Here is a 22678-nt window from a genome sequence, read left to right on the forward strand (position 1 = left end):
CCTTTCGGGAGTGAGTCAGCATGAGGACATCAGGCCTCAATATCCGCCATATCGCCTTTTTCCTGCAACCAGTTACGTCGGTCTTCGGAACGCTTCTTGGCTAACAGCATATCCATCATTGCGTTGGTCTGCTGCTCGTCTTCGTCGCTGATAATCAGCTGCACCAGACGGCGAGTATTGGGGTCCAGCGTGGTTTCACGCAGCTGCATCGGGTTCATTTCACCCAGCCCTTTAAAGCGCTGCACGTTAGGTTTGCCTTTCTTGCGCTTCAGCTGCTCCAGCACACCCGCTTTCTCTTCTTCCGTCAGGGCGTAATAGACCTCTTTGCCGAGGTCGATACGGTACAGCGGCGGCAGCGCAACGTGAACGTGACCGTTCTTCACCAGCGCGCGGAAGTGTTTCACAAACAGGGCGCACAGCAGCGTGGCGATGTGCAGACCATCGGAGTCCGCATCCGCGAGGATACAGATCTTGCCGTAACGCAGCTGGCTTAAATCGTCGCTGTCCGGATCGATACCGATCGCAACCGAGATGTCATGCACCTCCTGAGACGCCAGTACCTCATCGGAGGAGACTTCCCAGGTGTTGAGGATCTTACCCTTCAGCGGCATGATCGCCTGATATTCACGGTCGCGCGCCTGTTTGGCTGAGCCGCCCGCCGAGTCACCTTCGACGAGGAACAGTTCGGTGCGATTCAAATCCTGCGCCGTGCAGTCGGCCAGTTTACCCGGCAGCGCCGGACCGCTGGTCAGCTTTTTACGCACCACTTTCTTCGCCGCGCGCATACGGCGCTGGGCGCTGGAAATCGCCATTTCAGCCAGCAGTTCTGCCGTCTGAATGTTCTGGTTCAGCCACAGGCTGAAGGCGTCTTTGACCACGCCGGAGACAAAGGCCGCGCATTGGCGCGAAGAGAGACGCTCTTTGGTCTGACCGGCAAACTGTGGGTCCTGCATTTTGACCGACAGGACATACGCGCAGCGATCCCAGATATCTTCCGCCGACAGCTTCACGCCGCGCGGCAGGATATTGCGGTATTCGCAGAACTCACGCATCGCATCCAGCAGACCCTGACGCAGACCGTTGACGTGCGTACCGCCCTGCATCGTCGGGATCAGGTTGACGTAGCTTTCTGTCAGCAGTTCGCCACCTTCTGGCAGCCACAAGAGCGCCCAGTCGACCGCTTCCGTATCACCGGAGAAGTTACCGAGGAACGGTTTTTCTGGCAGGGTTGGCAGGCCGTTAATCGCTTCGCCCAGATAGTCGTTAAGACCATCCTGATAGCACCAGCGCTGCTCGCTGCCGTTCACTTCGTCTTTGAAGGTAATTTCAACGCCAGGGCACAGCACCGCTTTCGCTTTCAGAATGTGCGTTAAGCGCGAAACGGAGAAACGTGGGCTGTCGAAGAAGCTTTCGTCGGGCCAGAAATGGACGCTGGTCCCGGTATTGCGTTTGCCGCAGGTGCCGATGACCTGCAGGTCCTGAACTTTGTCGCCGTTTTCAAAGGCGATGTTGTAGACCTGGCCGTCGCGGCGCACGGTCACTTCCACGCGCTTAGAGAGGGCGTTGACCACGGAGATCCCCACGCCGTGCAGGCCGCCGGAGAACTGGTAGTTTTTATTGGAGAACTTACCGCCCGCGTGCAGACGGCAAAGGATCAGTTCAACAGCAGGGACACCCTCTTCCGGGTGAATATCGACCGGCATACCGCGCCCATCGTCGATCACTTCGAGGGACTGGTCGGCATGCAGGATCACATCGATGCGTTTGGCATGGCCTGCCAGCGCTTCGTCCACACTGTTATCAATCACTTCCTGGCCCAGGTGGTTTGGGCGAGTGGTATCGGTGTACATCCCAGGGCGGCGGCGAACCGGCTCAAGCCCGGTGAGTACCTCAATGGCATCAGCGTTATAGGTTTGCGTCATGATTTAGCTAGCAATTCGCATTGGTTGTCAGAGGCTGTGCAGCCCAAGAAAATCGACAATCTGGGTGAAATGATTCTCAAAGTCCGTGAAAGCATGGTTTCCGCCTTCTTCTACAGTCTGGCGGCAAGAGGCGTAATACGCCACCGCCTGGCGGTAATCCAGCACTTCATCACCCGTCTGTTGCAGCAGCCAGAGGAGATCTGGCGCGTCAAGCGGGTCTATTTGCATCACTTTGAGGTCGTAAATATGGCGAGACTCTAGCACATATTGCTGCCCGGTGTAGGGGTTCTCGTTCTGGCCGAGAAAGTCCGTCAACAGCTCAAACGGGCGTACCGCCGGGTTGACGACGACCGCTGGCAGCATAAAGCATTGGGACAACCAGGTGGCGTAATAACCACCGAGCGACGAGCCGACAACGCCGAAGGATTCCCCGCCGTGTTCCATCACGATGGACTCCAGCATCTCTGCCGCATCCGCCGGATACGGCGGCAGCTGCGGGACAATCATCTCGATATCCGGATGATGTTCGCTGAGCCACTGGCGAAACTGGGTCGCCTTCGCGGAACGCGGCGAGCTGTTAAACCCGTGCAGATAAAGGAGCGTAGACATCAGTATCCTTCTGAAGCAGTGTCAGGACGGAACTGTGCCCCTTCCAGACGACACACTTCCGTGGTCAGCCGGCCATCCGCATGGAGTTCCAGCCAGCGCCATCCCGGCGCGATGGTATCTAAGGTGAAGTTGGCGCAGTGCGGTTTAAACTGCACGCAGGTCGACGGCGTCGCCAGCAGACGGCGGCCATTCCAGTCGAGATCCTGTTCCTGATGAATGTGTCCGCACAGCAGATTGTTCACATGGGGATATTTCGACAGCACGCGGTCGAGCGCGGCAGAGTTGCGCAGGCTGTGCTGATCGAGCCAGCTGCATCCCGCCGGGAGCGGATGGTGATGCAGCAACAGCAGGGTATGGCGTTCGGGTGCGTCAATGAGTTTGCTTTCGAGCCACTCCAGCTGGAAATCGCTCAGCTCGCCGTGCGGCACGCCGAAGACCTGGGTATCCAGCAGCAGAATTTGCCAGTGATCGCCCACGAACACACGCTTGGCCGGTGAAATACCCGCGTCCTGAAGCGCGCTGTACATGGCGGGCTGAAAGTCATGATTACCCGGTAACCAGACGCAAGGCACGCTGAAGCTCGCGATCCCTGTAGCAAAATGCTGATAGGCCGCGGCGCTTTGATCCTGTGCCAAATCCCCCGTCGCAACGATCAAATCACAGTCGCGATTTTCGAGGTGAATGGCATCAAGTACAGCCTGATAACTCTCCCAGGTATTCACACCCAGCAGCGTTTCATGCTTTTCGGCGAACAGGTGAGTATCAGTAATTTGTAATATCCTGACTGGCGCCCCACCAGCAACAGTCAGGTTCAACAGGCTTTCCAAATGGTGTCCTTAGGTAGGTTTATGACGCTAACAAACCGGAATCGCCATTGCTCCATGTGCTAAACAATATCTTAGCCAGTCAGCTAAAAACTGGTTAATTTGATGCTTTTCGTCGCGTTGATGCAACTTTTTATTAGGATAATCATATCGCGCTTTGAAGCGAAAGATCTGCTGACTCGAACACACTTCAGCCACCATCGCGTCGTGATAAAGCCTGACGGTCATCGACGGCAGGCTCCAGTAGCTGACGGACGGCGCCGTTTGTTTAATCTCGACCAGCGTAGTGTAGCGAGTGGATTCCACAATCGTTAATCGATATTGCGCATTGCTCACCTGATAGCTCACCGTTTCGCCGGCCGCATCAGTGCGCGGCAACAGGCGACGTAATTGTGCGAAGTTGGTCTCGCACAGACGCATCATTTCTGGGAAGTCAGGTGTATAACGCTTCATTTTTTCCACTCTTTTCGTAAGTCTTGATAATGCAGCTGTAGCCATTGCAAAGCGATGACAGACGCTGCGTTGTCGATTTTCCCCTCATTGACCCATTGATAAGCCTGCTCCCGACTCACCACATGAACACGAATATCTTCGTTTTCATCTGCCAGACCGTGAATACCTTGTGCGGTCGTGGCGTCCACTTCACCCACCAGAATGGAAGAGCGCTCGGTGGTTCCACCTGGGCTTGCCAGGTAGCTCAGCACCGGTTTGGTCCGGCCGACAATCAGCCCCGCTTCTTCCTGCGCCTCGCGGCGGGCGACCTCTTCCGGCGTTTCGCCCTCTTCGATCATTCCCGCGACGATCTCCAGCAGCCATGGGCTTTCGCTGGTATCCAGCGCGGCAATTCGAATCTGTTCAATCAATACCACTTCGTCACGCACTGGGTCAAAGGGTAGCAAGACTGCGGCATGCCCGCGCTCAAAAATTTCACGTCGAACTTCGCCACTCATTTCACCGTTAAACAGGCGATGCCTAAAACGGTAAAGTTCCAGTGAAAAAAAACCGCTATAAAGCGTTTCCCGTGCAATAATTTCTACATCGTTTTTAGAGAGCGTCACTGGCAACTTATCTGGTTTTTGCATGGCGATATCCTGGTCACAATTGTGTTGAAATCATGAATTTCAAGGCTGTTTGGCTGCCGTTTGACAGGCTATATGATAGATTGGTGCAAATTACCGCCAGATGGCACGTAACGCCAACCTTTTGGCGTGGATGATTCTGTTAGAATCGGCAATTATTTTTAATTAGATCAGCGCTAATACTGCTTCACAACAAGGAATGCAAATGAAGAAATTGCTCCCCATCCTTATCGGCCTGAGCCTGACGGGCTTCAGCGCGATGAGCCAGGCAGAAAACCTGTTACAGGTTTATCAGCAAGCACGTCTGGGTAACCCTGAGCTGCGTAAGTCAGCCGCCGACCGTGATGCTGCGTTCGAAAAGATTAATGAAGCACGTAGCCCGCTGCTGCCGCAATTGGGTTTAGGTGCAGATTATACCTACAGCAATGGATTCCGTGACAGCAACGGTGTGAACTCCAATGTCACCAGCGCCTCACTGCAATTAACGCAGACCTTGTTTGATATGTCCAAATGGCGTGCCCTCTCCTTGCAGGAAAAGAGCGCCGGTATTCAGGACGTAACCTATCAGACCGATCAGCAAACGCTGATCCTGAACACCGCTACCGCTTACTTCAACGTACTGAGCGCGATCGACTCGCTCTCCTACACCGAAGCGCAGAAACAGGCGATTTACCGTCAGTTGGACCAAACCACCCAGCGTTTCAACGTGGGCCTGGTCGCCATCACTGACGTGCAGAACGCCCGTTCGCAGTACGACAGCGTGCTGGCGAACGAAGTAACTGCCCGTAACAACCTCGACAACGCACTCGAATCTCTGCGTCAGGTGACCGGCAATTACTACCCAGAGCTGGCGTCTCTGAACGTTGATAACTTCAAGACTGACAAACCGCAGGCGGTTAACGCCCTGCTGAAAGAAGCTGAAAACCGTAACCTGGCGCTGCTGCAGGCTCGTCTGAGCCAGGATCTGGCGCGCGAGCAAATCCGCCAGGCGCAGGATGGTCATCTGCCAACCGTGGGGCTGACCGCATCGACGGGTGTTTCTGATACTACCTACAGTGGCTCAAAAACCAACACCACCCAATTCGATGACAGCAACCAGGGACAGAATAAAATCGGCCTGAACTTCTCTTTGCCTCTGTACCAGGGCGGCATGGTGAACTCTCAGGTGAAACAGGCACAGTACAACTTTGTTGGCGCGAGCGAGCAGCTTGAAAGCGCGCACCGCAATGTGGTTCAGACCGTTCGCTCTTCCTTTAACAACGTGAACGCCTCCATCAGCAGCATCAACGCTTACAAACAGGCCGTTGTGTCTGCGCAAAGCTCCCTGGATGCGATGGAAGCAGGTTACTCCGTCGGTACACGTACCATCGTTGATGTGCTGGATGCGACCACCACGCTGTATAACGCGAAGCAACAGCTCTCCAGCGCACGTTATAATTACCTGATTAACCAGCTGAATATTAAATCCGCGCTGGGTACGCTGAACGAGCAGGATCTGCAAATGCTGAACAGCACGCTGGGTAAACCGGTTTCAACAACGCCTGAAAGCGTTGCCCCGGAAAACCCACAGCAGGACGCCAGCGCTGATGGCTACAATGCCAACAGCACCGCCCCTGCCGCTGAGCCAGCCGCGGCACGCACCACCACAACAAATAGCACCGGAAACAACCCGTTCCGTAACTAATTGTTGAATAATCCCTCTCCCTTTCGGGAGAGGGTCACATTTGAACGTAAGCCAACGTAAAGATCCCCCCGAATCCCCCTCTGCGCTTCATTTTCGACCACTCATCCTCTATCCTGAGCCTTATTTACTTCGTTCTACCACTGGGTCCTGGAAGACAAAATGAAACGGACAAAAACGATCAATCACGCTTCGTTCCGCAAAAACTGGAACGCACGCCATCTCACCCCTGTCGCCCTGGCGTTCACCGCCGTATTTATGCTGGCAGGCTGTGAGCAATCCGATGAAACAGTCTCGATGTATCAGAATGCCGATGACTGCTCGTCAGCCACCGGTAAAAGCGCGGAATGTACCACTGCCTATAATAATGCTCTGAAAGAAGCAGAACGTACTGCGCCGAAATACGCCACCCGTGAAGACTGTATCGCCGAGTTCGGTGAAGGTCAGTGCCAGCAGGCACCGGCTCAGGCTGGCATGGCACCTGAAAACCAGGCGCAGGCCCAGTCCAGCGGCAGCTTCTGGATGCCGCTGATGGCAGGCTACATGATGGGCCGCATGATGGGCGGTGGAATGGGCTTCCAGCAGCAGCCGCTGTTCAGCTCCAAAAATCCATCCAGCCCGGCCTACGGTAAATACACCGATGCGAGCGGCAAAAACTACGGCGCGGCGACGCCTGGCCGTTCGATGACGGTTCCGAAAACCGCGATGGCGCCAAAACCTGCGACCACCAGCACCGTGACGCGCGGTGGCTTTGGCGACTCCGTGGCGAAACAAGCGACCATGCAGCGTAGCGCGACAGGTTCCACCACTCGCTCAATGGGCGGCTGATAATGGAACGAGTCAGTATTGTCGAGCGCCCGGACTGGCGCGAAAAAGCCACCGAATATGGTTTCAACTTCCACACCATGTACGGCGAACCGTACTGGTGTGAAGATGCCTATTACAAGCTCACCCTCGCCCAGGTCGAAAAACTGGAAGAGGTGACAGCCGAGCTGCACCAGATGTGCCTTAAGGTGGTGGAAAAGGTGGTTGCCAGCGATGAGCTGATGACCAAATTCCGCATTCCAAAGCATACCTGGGGTTTTGTACGTCACGCCTGGCAGACCCACCAGCCTTCACTCTATTCACGCCTCGATCTGGCGTGGGACGGCGTAGGCGATCCTAAGCTGCTGGAAAATAACGCCGATACACCGACCTCGCTGTACGAAGCGGCGTTCTTCCAGTGGATCTGGCTTGAAGATCAGGCGGCGGCGGGCAACCTGCCGGAAGGCAGCGATCAGTTCAACTCCTTGCAGGAAAAATTGATCGAGCGCTTCGCTGAACTGCGCGAGCAGCACGGATTTAATTATCTGCATCTGGCCTGCTGTCGCGATACCGTTGAAGATCGCGGGACCGTGCAATATCTGCAGGACTGCGCAGCCGAAGCGGAAGTGGCGACTGAGTTCCTGTATATCGAAGATATCGGTTTAGGCGAGCGCGGCCAGTTTACGGATACGCAGGACCAAGTGATTAGCAATCTGTTCAAGCTCTATCCGTGGGAATACATGCTGCGCGAAGTGTTCTCTACCAAGCTGGAAGACGCGGGCGTGCGCTGGCTGGAACCGGCCTGGAAGAGCATTATCTCTAACAAAGCGCTGCTGCCGATGCTGTGGGAGATGTTCCCGAACCACCCTAACCTGCTGCCGGCGTATTTCGCCGAAGATGATTATCCGCCGATGGATAAATACGTCATTAAGCCGATCTTCTCCCGCGAAGGGGCGAACGTTTCCATTATTGAAAACGGTAAAACCCTCGAAGCGGCCGAAGGCCCGTACGGCGAAGAAGGAATGATCGTGCAGGAGTTCTATCCGCTGCCGAAATTTGGCGAAAGCTATGTGCTGATTGGCAGCTGGCTTATCAACGATCAGCCTGCGGGGATTGGGATTCGCGAAGATCGCGCGTTGATCACCCAGGATCTGTCGCGCTTCTATCCGCATATTTTTGTGGAGTGATGGATTTGCCGGGTAGTGGCTTCGCCTTACCCGGCCTGCAAAATCGCATGAACCTGAAGCCCGGTAAGCGCAGCGCTACCGGGCTTTTCGTTAGCCAATTTGCACCGACAGCATACTCAAACTGCCCATCTCGATGCCCTCCACCGGCACGGTCACCGGTTCACTGCCGTCCCACGCGCCCAGCACGTACAGCAGCGGCAAGAAGTGCTCCGCCGTTGGATTAGAGAGCGAACCGCCCTCGTGATCCAGATAGTTCACCAGCGGATGTTCTTCCGCAGGTCCTTGCCAGGTGAGATTGGCTTTTACAAAATCATTGAACGACGTCGCCCATGGGTATGGCGTGTTTTCACCGTGCCAGCGGGCCGTGCGCAGGTTGTGCACCACGTTACCGCTCGCCACCAGCATGATGCCTTCATCGCGCAGTTTTGCCAGCTTGCGACCGATCTCAAGATGCCACGCCGCCGGTTTGGTGCTGTCGATGCTCAGCTGCACCATGGGGATATCGGCATCCGGATACATTTTGATCAGCACGCCCCAGGAGCCATGGTCGAAGCCCCAGGCCTCTTTATCCAGCGTCACCGGAACAGGCGCCAGCAGCTCCACCAGTTGTTGTGCCAACGCTGGCGAACCCGGTGCAGGGTAATGGGTGTCATACAGCGCCTGCGGGAAGCCGCCAAAATCATGAATGGTTTTCGGTGCTTCCATGGCCGTGACGCCGGTGCCGCGCGTAAACCAGTGTGCAGAGATCACCACGATGGCCTTCGGACGCGGCAACGTCTCGCCCAGGTGACGCCAGGCACGCGTATAGACGTTATCTTCCAGAACGTTCATCGGACTACCGTGGCCCAAAAACAGTGCTGGCATACGAGAAGAAGTCATGGTGATATCCTTACATAGGGTGTTTATTTAATGTCACTACATTACCCGCTATCTGCATAACAAGAACTCAGATAAGCGTGATGAAGATCTTCAGAAAATTTGAATGTAAGAAATATGTAAAGCCGGGAATGCCCTCTCGCTTTGCAGCAGATTAGTCATTAACATTAATGAGAATCATTATCATAAGGAGCATTGAATGTCAGTACCCTTGATTCTGACGATACTTGCGGGTGCCGCCACCTTCATCGGTGCCATTCTTGGCGTGCTCGGACAGAAGCCTTCGAACCGCGTGCTGGCGTTTTCTCTCGGCTTTGCCGCCGGGATTATGCTGCTGATCTCCCTGATGGAGATGCTGCCTGCGGCACTCGGCACCGAAGGGATGTCGCCGGTTCTCGGCTACGGCATGTTCGTCGTGGGCCTGCTGGGGTATTTCGGTCTCGACCGGATGTTACCCCATGCGCATCCGCAGGATCTGATGCAGAAAAGCGTCAAACCGTCGCACGGCAACATCAAACGCACGGCCATTTTGCTCACTCTCGGCATCAGTCTGCACAACTTCCCTGAAGGCGTCGCCACCTACGTGACGGCGAGCAATAACCTCGAGCTGGGCTTTGGGATTGCGCTGGCGGTTGCGTTGCACAATATTCCTGAAGGACTGGCCGTCGCTGGCCCGGTTTATGCTGCGACAGGCTCAAAACGCACGGCGGTCTTTTGGGCCGGGATTTCGGGTCTGGCGGAGATATTAGGCGGCGTGCTGGCGTGGCTGATTCTGGGCAGCATGATCTCCCCGGTGGTAATGGCCGCAATTATGGCTGCGGTGGCGGGGATTATGGTCGCGTTGTCCGTAGACGAACTGATGCCGCTGGCGAAAGAGATCGACCCTAACAACAACCCCAGCTACGGCGTGCTATGTGGAATGTCGGTGATGGGATTAAGTCTGGTACTACTACAAACAGCAGGAATTGGATAAAAAAAACGCCGGGATAACCCGGCGTTTTTTATTTAGCTGGCTTTACGTTCATGTGCCTGGCGGTAGGCCACCAGATCTTCGATGGTCACCACAGCCATATTGTGTTTCTTCGCAAACTCGATGCACTCTGGCGCACGCGCCATGGTGCCGTCATCGTTGGTCAGTTCACACAGCACACCCGCAGATTTAAAGCCTGCCAGCGTCACCAGATCGATGGTCGCTTCAGTGTGGCCACCACGCGTCAACACGCCGCCCGGCTGCGCGCGCAGTGGGAAAACGTGGCCAGGACGGTTCAGGTCTGATGGCTTAGCATTATCCGCGGTGGCGGCACGCACGGTCGTCAGGCGGTCAGCAGCAGAAACGCCGGTGGTCACACCGTGCGCGGCTTCGATGGTCACGGTAAAACCGGTACCGAATGCGCTGGTGTTGTTTTCGACCATCATCGGCAGATCGAGCTGTTTACGACGTTCGTCGGTCAGACAAAGACACACGATGCCACTGCCGTGACGAATGGTCAGCGCCATCTGTTCAACGGTCATGGTTTCAGCGGCGAAAATCATATCGCCTTCGTTTTCACGGTCTTCATCATCGAGAACCATCACACCGCGATGTTCACGGAGTGCGGTAAGAGCAAGCTCTACACGGTCAGTAGAGGTGCCAAAAGCGGAAAGTAGCGTCTGATTCATGGTAAAAAAACCTCATTAAAATTATGGTTACCAGAATCAGGGCAGTCTTAGGAGCACCGCGTAAGCGGTAAAAAAATAACGTGAGCGGGCCTTGCCCGGCTTGATCGTTACTCTCTCCCATCCGGACTCTAACCGTCGGCTCCGGAATTACACCGGATCTGCTGACCTTTGAGTTTTCACCCAAAGCGCTCGCGGGCTTTCAGCGCAAGGCTGATTTACCGCCGGTGGGGAATTTCGCCCCGCCCTGAGAATAAGCGAGATAACTATAACGCTATTGATTATGCTGGGCAATGCATAAGCATCAAACAATTCTGGATTTGCATTTCATCATCCAAATTGCCTGGGCGTTGGCGGCCCCCTCCAACCCCGTTCACATCGTTAACGTGACTTTGGGTGGATTTCACGCTTACCGCATCGCAAATGATTTTGTGCAAAAGATCGCGGGTAACGCGCTACAATGTTCGCTAACACCTTCTGATCAAGGGAAACGACCATGATTGACCCGAAAAAAATTGAACAAATTGCCCGTCAGGTTCATGAATCTATGCCGAAAGGTATTCGTGAGTTTGGCGATGACGTCGAGAAGAAAATCCGCCAGGTGCTGCAGTCGCAGCTGACGCGTCTTGATCTGGTGAGCCGTGAAGAGTTCGACGTGCAGACGCAAGTGCTGCTGCGCACCCGTGAAAAGCTGGCGCTGCTGGAGCAACGCCTGACCGAGCTGGAAAACCGCAGCCAGCCCGCAGAAGTGAAACCGGCACCGGCGATTCCGCCCGTCGACGAAGCATAAAAAAGCCGGGTGGCGCCTGCGCCTTACCCGGCCTGCAAATCGGAAAACAAAACGGCAACCTCAGTTGCCGTTTTTTGTATTTGCACTCTCACTGTGGAGAAGATTAAGTGAGAGCATCAGCCCGCACCAATCCCATTTTACTGGCTGTCTTTCTGGATCTTCTTAATGATGTTGGTGGTGGAACACCCGTCCTCAAAATTGAGCACCATCACTTCGCCGCCGTTGGCCCAGACCTCTTCACTCCCCGCAATCTGCTCCGGCTTATAGTCGCCGCCCTTCACCAGCAGATCCGGCAGAATGCCAGCAATCAGACGCTGTGGCGTGTCTTCTTCAAAAGAGACCACCCAGTCGACCGCTTCCAGCGCGCCGAGCACAATCATGCGCTGCTCCAGTGGGTTCACCGGACGCGTTTCGCCCTTCAGACGTTTGGTAGACGCATCGCTGTTCACCGCGACAATCAGACGATCGCCAAGCTTACGCGCATTCGCCAGATACGAAACGTGGCCGGCGTGCAGAATGTCGAAGACGCCGTTGGTCATGACCACTTTCTCGCCGCGCTTGCGCGCCGCAGCCACCGCAGTTTTCAGCTCGTCTTCGCTCATCACACCAAAACCGGTATCCGCACGTCCGCGTACCGCATTTTCCAGCTCGATAGGCGAAACGGTAGACGTCCCCAGCTTACCGACCACGACGCCCGCCGCTGCATTCGCAAAGTAGCAAGCCTCTTCCAGTGAATTGCCCGCCGCCAGCGTCGCCGCCAGCACGCCAATCACCGTATCGCCTGCACCGGTCACGTCGTACACTTCCTGCGCCTGCGTCGGCATATGCAGCGGCGCTTTGCCCGGCTGCAGCAGCGTCATACCCTGCTCAGAGCGGGTCACCAGCAGCGCGGAGAAGTCGAAATCGGCGATGATTTTCATCCCGCGCTCCACGATCTCTTCTTCGTTTTTGCATTTGCCCGCCACCGCTTCAAATTCGGAGAGGTTTGGCGTCAGCAGCGTCGCGCCGCGATAGCGTTCAAAATCGGTCCCTTTCGGGTCGATCAGCACCGGCACACCCGCTTTACGCGCCAGCTGAATCATCTGCTGTACGCTGGCGAGCGCACCTTTGGCGTAGTCAGACAGCACCAGTGCGCCAATATTGCCCAGCGCCTGCGCGATACGCTCGTGCAGCGGCTCAGGATCAACACCCTCAAAACCTTCTTCAAAGTCGAGGCGGATCAGCTGCTGGTTGCGGGACAGCACGCGCAGTTTGGTGATGGTTGGATGCGTTGGCACAGAAACGAAATCACACTTCACGTTCACGTCGGCCAGCGTTTTGCTGAGCGCGCGTGCCGCATCGTCAATGCCGGTCAGCCCTACCAGACGCGAATGCGCGCCGAGAGAAGCGATATTCATCGCCACGTTTGCCGCGCCGCCGGGACGCTCTTCAATGGTATCGACCTTGACGACCGGGACCGGTGCTTCCGGGGAGATGCGGCTTGTCGGCCCGTACCAGTAGCGGTCCAGCATCACATCACCGACAACCATAACTCCAGCACGTTCAAACTCTGGCAGTGTTACTTTCATTCCTGACTCCAGAAAGATTCACAATTTGCGCGCGATAATATCACACTTGTTTTGTTACGCACGGTTCCACCAGCCACTTCTGCCAGCTGGTTCGAACGCGTTCTCGCTCAATGCTGAAACATTCAGCCGCCACATGGCCCGGCTGTTCCTGTAACGCCAGATGATGCAATTCATCGCGAAGCGTGGTGTAGGCGTGGGTCAACGCCTGCGCTTCTTGCTCATCCATAATGTCGTTTTGCGCCAGCAGTTCCAGAATGCGCACGTTATCAGACCAGCGCGTCAGCTTCGGCTTGTCGTGCGCATGACGAAGCACCAGATACTGAGTAATAAACTCGATATCGGTGATCCCGCCCTCATCGGCTTTGATATCAAAGCGATCGCGATGCTTGTTGCCGAGATGGGCGCGCATCTTCTCACGCATCTCCCGAACTTCGGTTTGCAGGGTTTGGCCCTCACGCGTTGCGGTAAGCACATCACGGCGAATGGCGTCGAACTGCGTTTTCAACTGCGGATCGCCGTACACCACACGGGCACGCACCAGCGCCTGATGCTCCCACGTCCAGGCTTCGTTTTGCTGATAATCCGCAAACGATTCGGTGGACGTGACCAGCATCCCCGCCGCGCCAGACGGGCGCAGGCGCGCATCCACTTCGTACAAAATCCCGGAGGAGGTGCGGGTGCTGAAGAGGTGCATAATGCGCTGCGCCAGACGCAGGTAGAACTGACGCCCGTCGATTTCGCGATCGCCATCGGTCATGACATCCACCGGGCAATCGTGCAGGAAAATTAAATCCAGATCGGAGCTGTAGCCCAGCTCCCAGCCGCCCAGTTTGCCGTAGCCGACCACGGCAAAACCCCGTCCTTCACGATCCGCCAGATGTTTTGGCTGACCGTAGCGCACGACCATTTGGCTCCAGGCCTGCTGGACTACCGCGTCGATGATCGCTTCCGCCAGCCAGGTTAAATGGTCGCTGACTTTCATCACCGGCAGGGTGCCCGCGATATCGGCCGCCGCCACGCGCAGCATCTGCGCCTGTTTAAACTGACGCAGCGCTTCGAGCTGTTGCTCTTCGTCCTCTTCCGGCACGCGCAGCAGATACTGACGCAGTTCGTCGCGATACGCATCCATCGCTGTCGGTTGATAGAGGGTGTTAGGATCAAGCAGCTCATCCAGCAGCAGCGGATAGCGTGCCAGTTTGCTCGCCACCATCGGCGACGCGGCGCAGAGGGAAATTAAATGTTTGAGCGCACCGGGGAATTCACTCAGCAGCTCAAGATAGGTCGTGCGGGTGATGATGCCGGTGAGCAGCGGCGTCAGGCGCGACAACGGGATCGGCGCATCCGCCCGCGAGCAGACGTTGCTCAGCAGGTGCGGCATCAGGTGGTCGAGCACCTGTCGCCCGCGCGGGCCGATGGCGCGCTTGTTCATCTCCATGCGGAAATCGGCGATCAGCGCCACCACACGATGGCGGTCGTCGTCGCTCAAATGGGCCAATACCGGCGTGGTGTCATCTTCCTGCAGCGCATCCTGCCACAGCTCGCGCCAGTGTTCGGACAGCGTATCGTCCGGCGATTCGCTCTCGTCATCGCCAATCAAATCGTTAAAGATGCGTCGAACGCCCGCCATATGGGCGTCCAGCGTCTCCGTCAGCCCCTGCCAGTCGTCAACGCGCATGCCCCAGGCCAGCCGCGCGCGGTTCAGATCGTCGCCCGGCAGCGTCTGGGTCTGTTCGTCATTGATGCTTTGCAGCAGGTTTTCGAGGCGACGCAGATAAAGATAGGCATCGTGCAGAGTCTGCGCGTCCCCCTCCGGCAGCAGATGCAGCTGTTCGATGGCCTTCAGCGTCGGCAGCAGCGAGCGGGACTGCAGGGAAGGCTCACGCCCACCGCGAATCAGCTGGAACACCTGCACGATAAATTCGATTTCACGGATACCGCCCGCGCCGAGCTTGATGTTGTCTTTCAGGCCCCGGCGGCGCACCTCGCGGGCAATCATCCCTTTCATATTACGCAGGGACTGAATAACGCTGAAATCGATATAGCGGCGGAACACGAACGGGCGCAGCATGGCGCGCAATTCGCTGGCGTAGATGTCGTCTTTGTCGCCCATGATCCGTGCCTTGACCATCGCGTAGCGCTCCCAGTCGCGCCCCTGCTCCTGGTAATAATCTTCCAGCGCGGCAAAGCTCAGCACCAGCGGACCGCTATCACCGAACGGGCGCAGGCGCATATCCACGCGATAGACGAAACCGTCCTGGGTTGGCTGATCCAGAGCTTTGATAAGCCGCTGGCCGAGACGGGTGAAGAACTGCGCGTTATCCAGTTCGCGGCGGCCCCCACGGGTCGCACCCTTTTCCGGCCAGGCGAAGATCAGGTCGATATCCGACGAGAAATTCAGCTCACCGCCGCCCAGTTTCCCCATGCCTAAAATCATCAGCGGCTGCGGCGTGCCCTCTTCACTGCACGGCGTGCCCCACTCTTTACAGCAGGCGTCGTAGAGCCAGTCGCGCGCGGCGACAATCAGCGTTTCCGCCAGACAGCTCAGCTGCTGCAGAGTGCTCTCTTCGCTCACCAGCGCCAGCGACTGCGCCCAGGCGATACGCACCATCACGCGACGGCGGAACTGACGTAAAACGCGCATCAGCGTCGGCTCGTCTGCCACCTCTGCCAGCGCGTCGCTCAGCCACTGAGCGTAGTGCTGCCATTCGTCGGCCTGCGGCGGTGCCGCTTCCAGTTCAGCCAGCCAGTCAGGATTCGCGGTGATGCTCTCCTGCACAAAATCACTAAAAGTAAGCACTTGCTGCGCCTGCTCACTCAGTGAGGCGGCGGGTAATGACTCCGGCAGACGCGCACAAACCGTCTGCCAGTGCTGCTGAAGCTGTGAAGAAAGCGGCATCATGGGGTTCCTTGCCTGAGTTAACGTTTTCCGCTGTGCAGCCAGAACGGCTCTTGCGAAATAGCCTCGTTACGGAAATGTTCAATTTCAATACGCTGGCGCGTCTCAATGGCATGGCGAAGCCCCTGCCAGTTCTCCAGCCACGCCTGCGCTTTCGGCCCATCGTAACTTCCCGACAGCAGCAGAACGCTGTCGATATCGCGGTTCAGACGTACCAGCTGATCGCTGTACTGATCGCCCAGCGGGCGGTCAAAAATGGTTTTCAGCTCGGAGTTGCTGCGGGACAAATGGGTATCCGCAAAACGCTTAAACGACTCGGCGATTTTCTTCTGGGTTTTATCATCCAGAAAACGCTGCCAGCCGCGCGTCACCAGGAATTCCGTTAACGCCAGTTTGGCGGCCGCGGTTTGCGGGCTGTAGACCGCCGTTTCGGCAGAGACGTCAGTGGCCATCAGCGTTTCGGTCTGGGTCAGGAAATCACGTAAGTGAGTGCTCGCTTTACGCGGTACGACGCCGCCAAACAGCGTCAGGGTGCTGCGCACCAGTCCCATCGCCGCAATCACATGTTTTTTCGCGTCGCTCACGCCGCGTATCCACAGCTCCTCGTGGTACTGCCACTGGCTCAGGGCCAGCTCCAGCGAGGCTTCCAGGCCCTGCTCAACGCTGGACTTGGGTGCCACGTGCAGGATGGTGGTGGCTTTCACCTGACGCGGCGCATTTCCCGCCGCCAGATGGTAGCCGCGCGCGGCCTTGCTCAGGCTGCCCTGACGCAGACCCGACTGGCCCACCAGCTTACGTGCCAGTTTGAGCACGTCGTCAGCGCTGCCTTCCAGCAGTTCAAGCTCCAGCTCGCAAATCGGTTCCTGGAACTCGCCCGCTTTCACTTCGCCCTGATCGAGGGCAATTTCGATGCGGCTTTTGCCTTCGTTCACCAGCCATTTTTCACGCCAGAAATCGGTGCTAAACAGCGGCTGAACCTGCGCTGACAGCCCGTCCGGCAGCTCACCGTTCGGCCAGACTTCTGCCGGAAGACGATTCAGCTCAAGTTCTGGCTTTTCAATGTCGATATTGTATTCAGGGCGCTGATGCAAACCGCCCACCACACGCCCGGCAATTTTCATCGTCATTTCATAGCGCCCGTTCGCACCACGGATGCGCAGCCCCATATCGTGACGACGCAGCCAGTTATCCGCCGTTTCGTAATAGATATTGAGGAGTTGCACCGGCTCGTGGTGCTCGCTGGTCAGCTGATTCAGATGGTTACGCAGCGCATCAACGCTGCCCGTTTCGACGATAAATTTTAATTCGATCTCTTGTGCCATAGCCCTGTACTTTCGGTTGCGTCACAGCCGCGTCAATGAAGGCGAACTTCCTCGCCATTTGTTTGTCAGTACATAGTATTTTGCGCCAAATTGCCACGCAATGAGCAATTTGAGGGGTGTAAAAGTCCGAAGCCGTGACACAGATGATTCCGATTGCTGACGAATGCTTTGCGTGGAGACACTGTTGCCACTACTATCGTTCCACTTTTTATGAAAATAACGACTAATGATGCTTAAATTACGCCTGATTGGACTGACTTTACTTGCTTTCAGCGCCGCGACTGCGGTCCACGCTGAAGAGAAACGTTATGTTTCCGACGAATTGAACACCTGGGTACGTAGCGGCCCTGGAGATAATTATCGCCTCGTGGGTACGGTGAATGCCGGCGAGGAAGTGGTTCTGTTACAAACAAATCAGGACAGTAATTACGGTCAGGTGCGCGACAGTACCGGCCGTACGTCGTGGATCCCGCTGAAAGAGCTGAGCACCGTGCCGAGTCTGCGCACCCGCGTGCCGGATCTGGAAAATCAGGTGAAAACCCTGACCGATAAGCTGACTAATATCGACACCACCTGGAACCAGCGCACGGCTGAAATGCAGCAGAAAGTGGCCCAGAGTGACAGCGTGATCAATGGCCTGAAAGAAGAGAACCAGAAGCTTAAAAACGAGCTGATTGTGGCGCAGAAAAAAGTGAGCGCCGCCAATCTGCAGCTCGATGACAAACAGCGCACCATCATCATGCAGTGGTTTATGTATGGCGGCGGCGTGCTAGGCGTAGGTCTGGTACTCGGTCTGGTTCTGCCACATCTGATCCCAAGCCGTAAGCGTAAAGATCGCTGGATGAACTAATTCGTCTTATTCACCATACTTACGTATTATCAGGTGAAAAGAGAATTGGGGAGTTTACGGCGTGAAGATTTATCTGGTCGGTGGTGCGGTTCGTGATGCGTTGTTAGGTCTGCCGGTCAAAGATAAAGACTGGGTCGTGGTGGGCGCCACGCCAGAAGAGATGCTTAACGCGGGCTACCAGCAGGTAGGCCGCGATTTTCCTGTGTTTCTTCACCCTAAAAGCCGAGAAGAGTACGCCCTGGCGCGCACGGAGCGCAAAGCCGGTTTTGGTTACACCGGTTTTACCTGCTATGCCGCGCCGGACGTTACGCTCGAGCAGGATCTGCTGCGCCGCGATCTGACGATTAACGCCCTGGCGCAGGACGACGACGGTCATATCGTCGACGCCTACGGCGGCCAGAACGATCTGCACAACCGAATTTTACGCCATGTCTCCCCGGCCTTCTCTGAAGATCCGCTGCGCGTCCTGCGCGTGGCGCGCTTCGCTGCCCGTTATGCCCATCTGAGCTTCCGCATCGCCGACGAAACCATGGCCTTAATGACTGCCATGACCGACGCGGGCGAGCTGGAACATCTCACGCCGGAACGCGTCTGGAAAGAGACGGAGAACGCCCTTACTACCTGCAATCCGCAGGTCTTTTTCCAGGTGCTCCGCGACTGCGGCGCCCTGAAGGTGCTGTTCCCGGAAATCGACGCCCTGTTTGGCGTCCCGGCTCCGGCGAAGTGGCATCCGGAAATCGATACCGGCGTTCATACCCTGATGACGTTAAGCATGGCGGCGATGCTCAGCCCGGACGTGGATGTGCGTTTCGCGACGCTCTGTCACGATCTGGGCAAAGGATTAACGCCGAAAGCGCTCTGGCCGCGCCATCACGGACACGGCCCGGCGGGCGTCAAACTGGTAGACAATATTTGCCAGCGCCTGCGCGTGCCCAATGAGATCCGCGATTTGGCGAAGCTGGTCGCTGAATTCCACGACCTGATCCACACCTTCCCGATCCTCAAACCGGCCACCATCGTGAAGCTGTTCGACAGCATTGACGCGTGGCGAAAACCGCAGCGCGTGGAGCAGATCGCCCTGACCAGCGAAGCGGACGTACGTGGGCGCACCGGCTTTGAAGCCTGCGACTATCCGCAAGGACGTTTGCTGCGCGAAGCGTGGGAGATCGCCAGAGCGGTGCCGACGAAAGACGTGGTTGAAGCCGGATTTAAAGGCCCGGCAATCCGCGACGAGTTAACGAAACGGCGGATTCAGGCGGTAACGGACTGGAAGGAAACGCGCTGCCCTCAGCCAAAAGACTGAGGGCAGTGAGTGGCTTAGAAGAAGACCACGTAAACGGCCGCTGCGACGATAAAGCGGTAGATCGCAAACGGGATGAACGAGATACGTTTGATGATCTGCAGGAAGGTTTTGATCGCCACCAGCGCGACCAGGAACGCGGTCACAAAGCCCACGGCGAACATCGGAATGTCACCCACCGTCAGGAAGTGGAAGCTCTTATAGAGATCCAGCGCGGTGGCACCCATCATCATTGGCACTGCCAGCAGGAACGAGAACTCGGACGCCGCATAGCGGCTCACGCCCATCAGCATCCCGCCGGAAATGGTCGCCCCTGAACGGGAAAAGCCCGGCCAGAGCGCCAGACACTGGAAGCAGCCGATGATAAACGCCTGGCGATAGGTCATATCGTCCAGACCCGGCGCTTTCGGCTCTTTGGGTTTCAGCAGTTCCGCCGCTATCAGCAGCACACCGCCGACCACCAGCGCATACATCACGTTAATTGGGTTAAACAGCGATTTGATCGTGTCGTGGAAAACCAGCCCCAGCACCACCGCCGGAACCATCCCAAGCAGGATGTGAATCAGCGTCAGACGCCCTTTGCCCTCGCCTTCGTGCTGCGGCGGGCGGCCAAAGTGAATGCCGATAAGACCGAACAGGCGACGCCAGAACATCACCACCACGGCCAGAATGGAACCCAGCTGAATGACCACTTCAAACGTCTTTGCCGTTTCGCCTTCAAAGCCGAGCAAATGACCGACAATGATCATGTGTCCGGTACTGGAAACGGGTAAAAATTCCGTCAATCCTTCGACCACACCCAGTATTGCCGCCACCAGCAGCGAGTGTACATCGCTCATCTATTAACCCTTCTAAAAATGTAAAAAACGGCGAACCTCAATGGACGCCGTGAAAGAGACAGCTTTAAGACCGGTATAACCGAAAATGGTTTAGCGATTATGACGTTAAATCTTTGCTTTAAGATTTTTGCCACGCTCAATGATCACGCCGACGTTCGCCGCGCGCGCCACGGCACCCGGTTTGCTGAGTTTAATGCGCACCCACGGCGAATTGAAACGGCTTAACAGCAGTTCGGCCACCTCTTCCGCTACGCGCTCCACCAGCGCGAAACGTTGCCCTTCGACATGCTTCACCACCGTTTCGCTGATATCCGCATAGCTCAGGCAGTCTTTAACATCATCACTTTTTGCGGCCAGGCGGTTATCCCAGCCCATTTCGATATCGAACACCAGCTTCTGCTCGATGGTCTGTTCCCAGTCGTAAACACCAATTGTGGTGATTACCGAAAGTTGCTCTATAAATACAATATCCATCACGACCTGCCTGCTTTTTGGCTAAACCGGATACCACTTCCGGCGAATTATGCGTATTATCCACAGATGCAGAGAATACAGATACATTTTCAAAACGGAACAGCGTTATGAGTGCAATCGCGCCTGGAATGATCTTCCTCGCTTACCTTTGCGGCTCAATCTCCAGCGCCATTCTGGTCTGCCGCATCGCCGGATTGCCTGACCCTCGCGCCAGCGGTTCCGGGAATCCAGGGGCGACCAATGTATTACGAATTGGCGGCAAGGGAGCAGCCGTAGCGGTATTGATCTTTGATGTTCTGAAAGGGATGTTACCCGTCTGGGGCGCCTATGCGCTGGGCGTCACGCCGTTCTGGCTGGGGCTTATCGCCATCGCTGCCTGTCTGGGCCACATCTGGCCAATATTCTTTGGTTTTAAAGGCGGCAAAGGTGTCGCCACTGCGTTTGGCGCAATCGCCCCCATCGGCTGGGATTTGACCGGCGTGATGGCAGGCACCTGGCTGCTGAGCGTATTGTTGAGCGGCTACTCGTCGCTGGGCGCAATTGTCAGTGCGCTGATCGCCCCGTTTTATGTTTGGTGGTTTAAACCCCAGTTCACCTTCCCGGTCTCCATGCTCTCCTGCCTGATTCTCCTGCGTCATCACGACAACATTCAGCGTCTGTGGCGCCGCCAGGAAACAAAAATCTGGACCCGATTTAAGAGAAAGAAAAAAGATCCGCAGTAGTTCGGACCACGAGAATTCCAGAAACCGGCTCAGAAATGAGCCGGTTTTTTTCATCTATCCATAAGCGACTCATATGACAGGGTTCATTTCTGCCAGGGCATACTGAAGCAGAAAATGGCGAGCGGATGGATGCAGCATGTTAGCAACCCAGGTGACTGATAACGCGTATAAAGGCTGGCAGGCGTCGCTTGCGTTGCAGTTTCGCCACACCCCGCAAAAAACCGTCCTGCACTCGGCGCGACACATCGGCCCCCTTACCGTTCAGCGTCCGTTTTATCCCGAAGACGAAACCTGCCATCTCTATCTGTTGCACCCGCCCGGTGGCATTGTCGGCGGCGATTCGCTCGATATTTCAGTCCAGCTGGCAGCGAACAGCCATGCGCTGATCACCATGCCGGGTGCCAGCAAGTTTTACCGTAGCGGCGGCGCGCAGGCGCATCTTAATCAGCATTTTTATGTTGAGGAGCAGGCGACGCTTGAGTGGCTGCCGCAAGACACGATTTTTTTCCCCGGCGCTGACGCCCGCCTTCGCTCGGTGTTCCATCTGCATCACTCCAGTACCCTGCTGGCGTGGGAGCTGCTGTGCCTGGGCCGTCCGGTGATCGGTGAAACCTTCAGCCATGGCACCCTGGAAAGTCGACTGGAGGTGTGGCTCGACGACGCACCCTTGCTCGTGGAACGTCAGCACCTGCGCGACGGCGATCTCACGCCGGTGGCGGCTCATCCGTGGACAGGCACCCTGCTCTGTTATCCGGCAAACGAAGCTCTGCTGGACGGCGTGCGCGAACGGCTGGCAGCGCTTGGTAATTTTGCCGGAGCAACGCTCACCGATGGCCTGCTGTCGGTGCGTTTTCTCTCTCACGACAACCTGATTTGCCAGCAGGCGATGCGCGACATCTGGCAATACCTACGACCGCAGGTTACTGCTAAAGCGCCTCACGCCCCCCGAATCTGGCAGACCTAAGAGAATCCTATGGAACTGACTCCCAGAGAAAAAGACAAGCTATTGCTGTTTACCGCCGCGCTGGTCGCGGAGCGCCGCCTCGCGCGTGGCGTCAAACTTAATTACCCGGAATCGGTCGCGCTGATCAGCGCCTTCATTATGGAAGGGGCGCGAGACGGGCAAACCGTGGCGGAGCTGATGGAAGCGGGTCGCCATGTGCTGACGCGCGCGCAGGTGATGGAAGGCGTGCCGGAGATGATCCCGGATATTCAGGTGGAAGCCACCTTCCCGGACGGCTCTAAGCTCGTCACCGTTCACAACCCGATCCTGTGAGGG

22 protein-coding genes and 1 riboswitch are annotated in these 22678 nt (G+C 56.5%); of the genes, 10 read left to right on the forward strand and 12 right to left on the reverse strand.

Going from position 1 to position 22678, the window contains the following annotated elements:
- Window positions 1-29: 29 nt before the first annotated feature.
- From parE to nudF, 5 genes are read right to left on the reverse strand one after another with little or no spacing between them, the layout of a single operon-like run.
- A complete protein-coding gene (parE, locus tag ACB496_RS18815) occupies window positions 30-1922 on the reverse strand; it encodes a DNA topoisomerase IV subunit B (RefSeq protein WP_231275979.1) in 1893 nt (630 codons plus the stop codon).
- Window positions 1923-1949: 27 nt separating this feature from the next.
- On the reverse strand, window positions 1950-2531 hold the full coding sequence (gene yqiA / locus ACB496_RS18820; RefSeq protein WP_371973257.1) for an esterase YqiA: 582 nt from the start codon (window positions 2529-2531) through the stop codon (window positions 1950-1952).
- Window positions 2531-3358 carry a 3',5'-cyclic-AMP phosphodiesterase gene (cpdA, locus tag ACB496_RS18825; protein WP_100778895.1) on the reverse strand — a complete coding sequence of 276 codons (828 nt, stop codon included), beginning with the start codon at window positions 3356-3358 and terminating at the stop codon, window positions 2531-2533. The genes yqiA and cpdA overlap by 1 nt, the downstream gene beginning before the upstream one ends.
- Window positions 3359-3385: 27 nt before the next feature.
- Window positions 3386-3808, reverse strand: a complete 423-nt coding sequence (locus ACB496_RS18830; RefSeq protein ID WP_102104786.1) for a DUF1249 family protein — start codon at window positions 3806-3808, stop codon at window positions 3386-3388.
- Window positions 3805-4437 (reverse strand): ADP-ribose diphosphatase, encoded by a 633-nt coding sequence (nudF, locus tag ACB496_RS18835; protein ID WP_100778894.1) that lies wholly within the window; start codon window positions 4435-4437, stop codon window positions 3805-3807. The genes ACB496_RS18830 and nudF overlap by 4 nt, the downstream gene beginning before the upstream one ends.
- Window positions 4438-4639: 202 nt before the next feature.
- Here nudF and tolC point away from each other — a divergent pair, with 202 nt between their 5' ends.
- From tolC to ACB496_RS18850, 3 genes are all read left to right on the forward strand, one after another.
- Window positions 4640-6118: an outer membrane channel protein TolC gene (gene tolC, locus ACB496_RS18840; RefSeq protein ID WP_102104788.1), complete on the forward strand. Its 1479-nt coding sequence runs from the start codon at window positions 4640-4642 to the stop codon at window positions 6116-6118.
- Window positions 6119-6277: 159 nt separating this feature from the next.
- On the forward strand, window positions 6278-6943 hold the full coding sequence (locus ACB496_RS18845; RefSeq protein ID WP_100778892.1) for a DUF1190 family protein: 666 nt from the start codon (window positions 6278-6280) through the stop codon (window positions 6941-6943).
- A 2-nt stretch (window positions 6944-6945) separates the two neighbouring features.
- A complete protein-coding gene (locus tag ACB496_RS18850; RefSeq protein ID WP_371973258.1) occupies window positions 6946-8106 on the forward strand; it encodes a glutathionylspermidine synthase family protein in 1161 nt (386 codons plus the stop codon).
- A gap of 90 nt (window positions 8107-8196) precedes the next feature.
- Here ACB496_RS18850 and ygiD read toward each other — a convergent pair whose 3' ends face one another.
- Window positions 8197-8985 (reverse strand): 4,5-DOPA dioxygenase extradiol, encoded by a 789-nt coding sequence (ygiD, locus tag ACB496_RS18855; protein ID WP_102104790.1) that lies wholly within the window; start codon window positions 8983-8985, stop codon window positions 8197-8199.
- Window positions 8986-9181: 196 nt separating this feature from the next.
- Between ygiD and zupT the strand changes: the two genes are divergently transcribed.
- Complete coding sequence (gene zupT, locus ACB496_RS18860; RefSeq protein ID WP_100778889.1) at window positions 9182-9955, forward strand: zinc transporter ZupT; 774 nt, start codon at window positions 9182-9184, stop codon at window positions 9953-9955.
- Between the two features lie 32 nt (window positions 9956-9987).
- Here the strand turns inward: zupT and ribB are convergent, their stop codons facing one another.
- The gene (gene ribB, locus ACB496_RS18865; RefSeq protein ID WP_095283406.1) at window positions 9988-10641 is read right to left on the reverse strand and encodes a 3,4-dihydroxy-2-butanone-4-phosphate synthase; all 654 of its coding nucleotides are present in this window, start codon (window positions 10639-10641) and stop codon (window positions 9988-9990) included.
- Between the two features lie 105 nt (window positions 10642-10746).
- Window positions 10747-10897, reverse strand: a riboswitch (FMN riboswitch).
- 237 nt (window positions 10898-11134) lie between these two features.
- Between ribB and ubiK the strand changes: the two genes are divergently transcribed.
- A complete protein-coding gene (gene ubiK, locus ACB496_RS18870; protein ID WP_100778888.1) occupies window positions 11135-11428 on the forward strand; it encodes a ubiquinone biosynthesis accessory factor UbiK in 294 nt (97 codons plus the stop codon).
- Between the two features lie 137 nt (window positions 11429-11565).
- Here ubiK and hldE read toward each other — a convergent pair whose 3' ends face one another.
- Genes hldE through ACB496_RS18885 form a run of 3 tightly spaced genes read right to left on the reverse strand, consistent with a single transcriptional unit; the run spans window position 11566 to window position 17214 of the window.
- Entirely contained in the window at window positions 11566-12996 is a 1431-nt protein-coding gene (gene hldE, locus ACB496_RS18875) for a bifunctional D-glycero-beta-D-manno-heptose-7-phosphate kinase/D-glycero-beta-D-manno-heptose 1-phosphate adenylyltransferase HldE (RefSeq protein WP_100778887.1), read from the reverse strand.
- A gap of 40 nt (window positions 12997-13036) precedes the next feature.
- The gene (glnE, locus tag ACB496_RS18880) at window positions 13037-15892 is read right to left on the reverse strand and encodes a bifunctional [glutamate--ammonia ligase]-adenylyl-L-tyrosine phosphorylase/[glutamate--ammonia-ligase] adenylyltransferase (protein ID WP_371975261.1); all 2856 of its coding nucleotides are present in this window, start codon (window positions 15890-15892) and stop codon (window positions 13037-13039) included.
- Window positions 15893-15912: 20 nt separating this feature from the next.
- The gene (locus tag ACB496_RS18885; protein WP_371973259.1) at window positions 15913-17214 is read right to left on the reverse strand and encodes an inorganic triphosphatase; all 1302 of its coding nucleotides are present in this window, start codon (window positions 17212-17214) and stop codon (window positions 15913-15915) included.
- 229 nt (window positions 17215-17443) lie between these two features.
- Here ACB496_RS18885 and ACB496_RS18890 point away from each other — a divergent pair, with 229 nt between their 5' ends.
- Entirely contained in the window at window positions 17444-18064 is a 621-nt protein-coding gene (locus ACB496_RS18890) for a TIGR04211 family SH3 domain-containing protein (RefSeq protein WP_100780817.1), read from the forward strand.
- 61 nt (window positions 18065-18125) lie between these two features.
- The gene (locus ACB496_RS18895) at window positions 18126-19367 is read left to right on the forward strand and encodes a multifunctional CCA addition/repair protein (RefSeq protein ID WP_371973260.1); all 1242 of its coding nucleotides are present in this window, start codon (window positions 18126-18128) and stop codon (window positions 19365-19367) included.
- Between the two features lie 14 nt (window positions 19368-19381).
- Here ACB496_RS18895 and bacA read toward each other — a convergent pair whose 3' ends face one another.
- Both bacA and folB read right to left on the reverse strand, forming a co-directional pair.
- Window positions 19382-20203 carry an undecaprenyl-diphosphate phosphatase gene (bacA, locus tag ACB496_RS18900; RefSeq protein ID WP_100778883.1) on the reverse strand — a complete coding sequence of 274 codons (822 nt, stop codon included), beginning with the start codon at window positions 20201-20203 and terminating at the stop codon, window positions 19382-19384.
- A 105-nt stretch (window positions 20204-20308) separates the two neighbouring features.
- On the reverse strand, window positions 20309-20677 hold the full coding sequence (folB, locus tag ACB496_RS18905) for a bifunctional dihydroneopterin aldolase/7,8-dihydroneopterin epimerase (RefSeq protein ID WP_102104794.1): 369 nt from the start codon (window positions 20675-20677) through the stop codon (window positions 20309-20311).
- 107 nt (window positions 20678-20784) lie between these two features.
- Here folB and plsY point away from each other — a divergent pair, with 107 nt between their 5' ends.
- The 3 genes from plsY (at window position 20785) to ACB496_RS18920 (ending at window position 22675) form a co-directional block, all read left to right on the forward strand.
- On the forward strand, window positions 20785-21399 hold the full coding sequence (gene plsY, locus ACB496_RS18910; RefSeq protein ID WP_371973261.1) for a glycerol-3-phosphate 1-O-acyltransferase PlsY: 615 nt from the start codon (window positions 20785-20787) through the stop codon (window positions 21397-21399).
- Window positions 21400-21535: 136 nt separating this feature from the next.
- Complete coding sequence (locus ACB496_RS18915) at window positions 21536-22363, forward strand: urease accessory protein UreD (RefSeq protein ID WP_371973262.1); 828 nt, start codon at window positions 21536-21538, stop codon at window positions 22361-22363.
- A gap of 9 nt (window positions 22364-22372) precedes the next feature.
- Complete coding sequence (locus ACB496_RS18920) at window positions 22373-22675, forward strand: urease subunit gamma (protein ID WP_039031754.1); 303 nt, start codon at window positions 22373-22375, stop codon at window positions 22673-22675.
- Window positions 22676-22678 lie beyond the last annotated feature (3 nt).

Source organism: Lelliottia nimipressuralis (assembly GCF_041464075.1).
GTDB classification, from domain to species: domain Bacteria; phylum Pseudomonadota; class Gammaproteobacteria; order Enterobacterales; family Enterobacteriaceae; genus Enterobacter; species Enterobacter nimipressuralis.

Coding starts and splice junctions, on each gene's coding strand:
- parE (WP_231275979.1), bottom strand. CDS start 1,922: ATGACGCAAACCTATAACGCTGATGCCATTGAGGTACTCACCGGGCTT.
- ACB496_RS18920 (WP_039031754.1), top strand. CDS start 22,373: ATGGAACTGACTCCCAGAGAAAAAGACAAGCTATTGCTGTTTACCGCC.
- ACB496_RS18915 (WP_371973262.1), top strand. CDS start 21,536: ATGTTAGCAACCCAGGTGACTGATAACGCGTATAAAGGCTGGCAGGCG.
- tolC (WP_102104788.1), top strand. CDS start 4,640: ATGAAGAAATTGCTCCCCATCCTTATCGGCCTGAGCCTGACGGGCTTC.
- ubiK (WP_100778888.1), top strand. CDS start 11,135: ATGATTGACCCGAAAAAAATTGAACAAATTGCCCGTCAGGTTCATGAA.
- nudF (WP_100778894.1), bottom strand. CDS start 4,437: ATGCAAAAACCAGATAAGTTGCCAGTGACGCTCTCTAAAAACGATGTA.
- plsY (WP_371973261.1), top strand. CDS start 20,785: ATGAGTGCAATCGCGCCTGGAATGATCTTCCTCGCTTACCTTTGCGGC.
- ACB496_RS18850 (WP_371973258.1), top strand. CDS start 6,946: ATGGAACGAGTCAGTATTGTCGAGCGCCCGGACTGGCGCGAAAAAGCC.
- ACB496_RS18830 (WP_102104786.1), bottom strand. CDS start 3,808: ATGAAGCGTTATACACCTGACTTCCCAGAAATGATGCGTCTGTGCGAG.
- ACB496_RS18890 (WP_100780817.1), top strand. CDS start 17,444: ATGCTTAAATTACGCCTGATTGGACTGACTTTACTTGCTTTCAGCGCC.
- folB (WP_102104794.1), bottom strand. CDS start 20,677: ATGGATATTGTATTTATAGAGCAACTTTCGGTAATCACCACAATTGGT.
- glnE (WP_371975261.1), bottom strand. CDS start 15,892: ATGCCGCTTTCTTCACAGCTTCAGCAGCACTGGCAGACGGTTTGTGCG.
- ACB496_RS18845 (WP_100778892.1), top strand. CDS start 6,278: ATGAAACGGACAAAAACGATCAATCACGCTTCGTTCCGCAAAAACTGG.
- zupT (WP_100778889.1), top strand. CDS start 9,182: ATGTCAGTACCCTTGATTCTGACGATACTTGCGGGTGCCGCCACCTTC.
- ACB496_RS18885 (WP_371973259.1), bottom strand. CDS start 17,214: ATGGCACAAGAGATCGAATTAAAATTTATCGTCGAAACGGGCAGCGTT.
- ygiD (WP_102104790.1), bottom strand. CDS start 8,985: ATGACTTCTTCTCGTATGCCAGCACTGTTTTTGGGCCACGGTAGTCCG.
- hldE (WP_100778887.1), bottom strand. CDS start 12,996: ATGAAAGTAACACTGCCAGAGTTTGAACGTGCTGGAGTTATGGTTGTC.
- yqiA (WP_371973257.1), bottom strand. CDS start 2,531: ATGTCTACGCTCCTTTATCTGCACGGGTTTAACAGCTCGCCGCGTTCC.
- ribB (WP_095283406.1), bottom strand. CDS start 10,641: ATGAATCAGACGCTACTTTCCGCTTTTGGCACCTCTACTGACCGTGTA.
- bacA (WP_100778883.1), bottom strand. CDS start 20,203: ATGAGCGATGTACACTCGCTGCTGGTGGCGGCAATACTGGGTGTGGTC.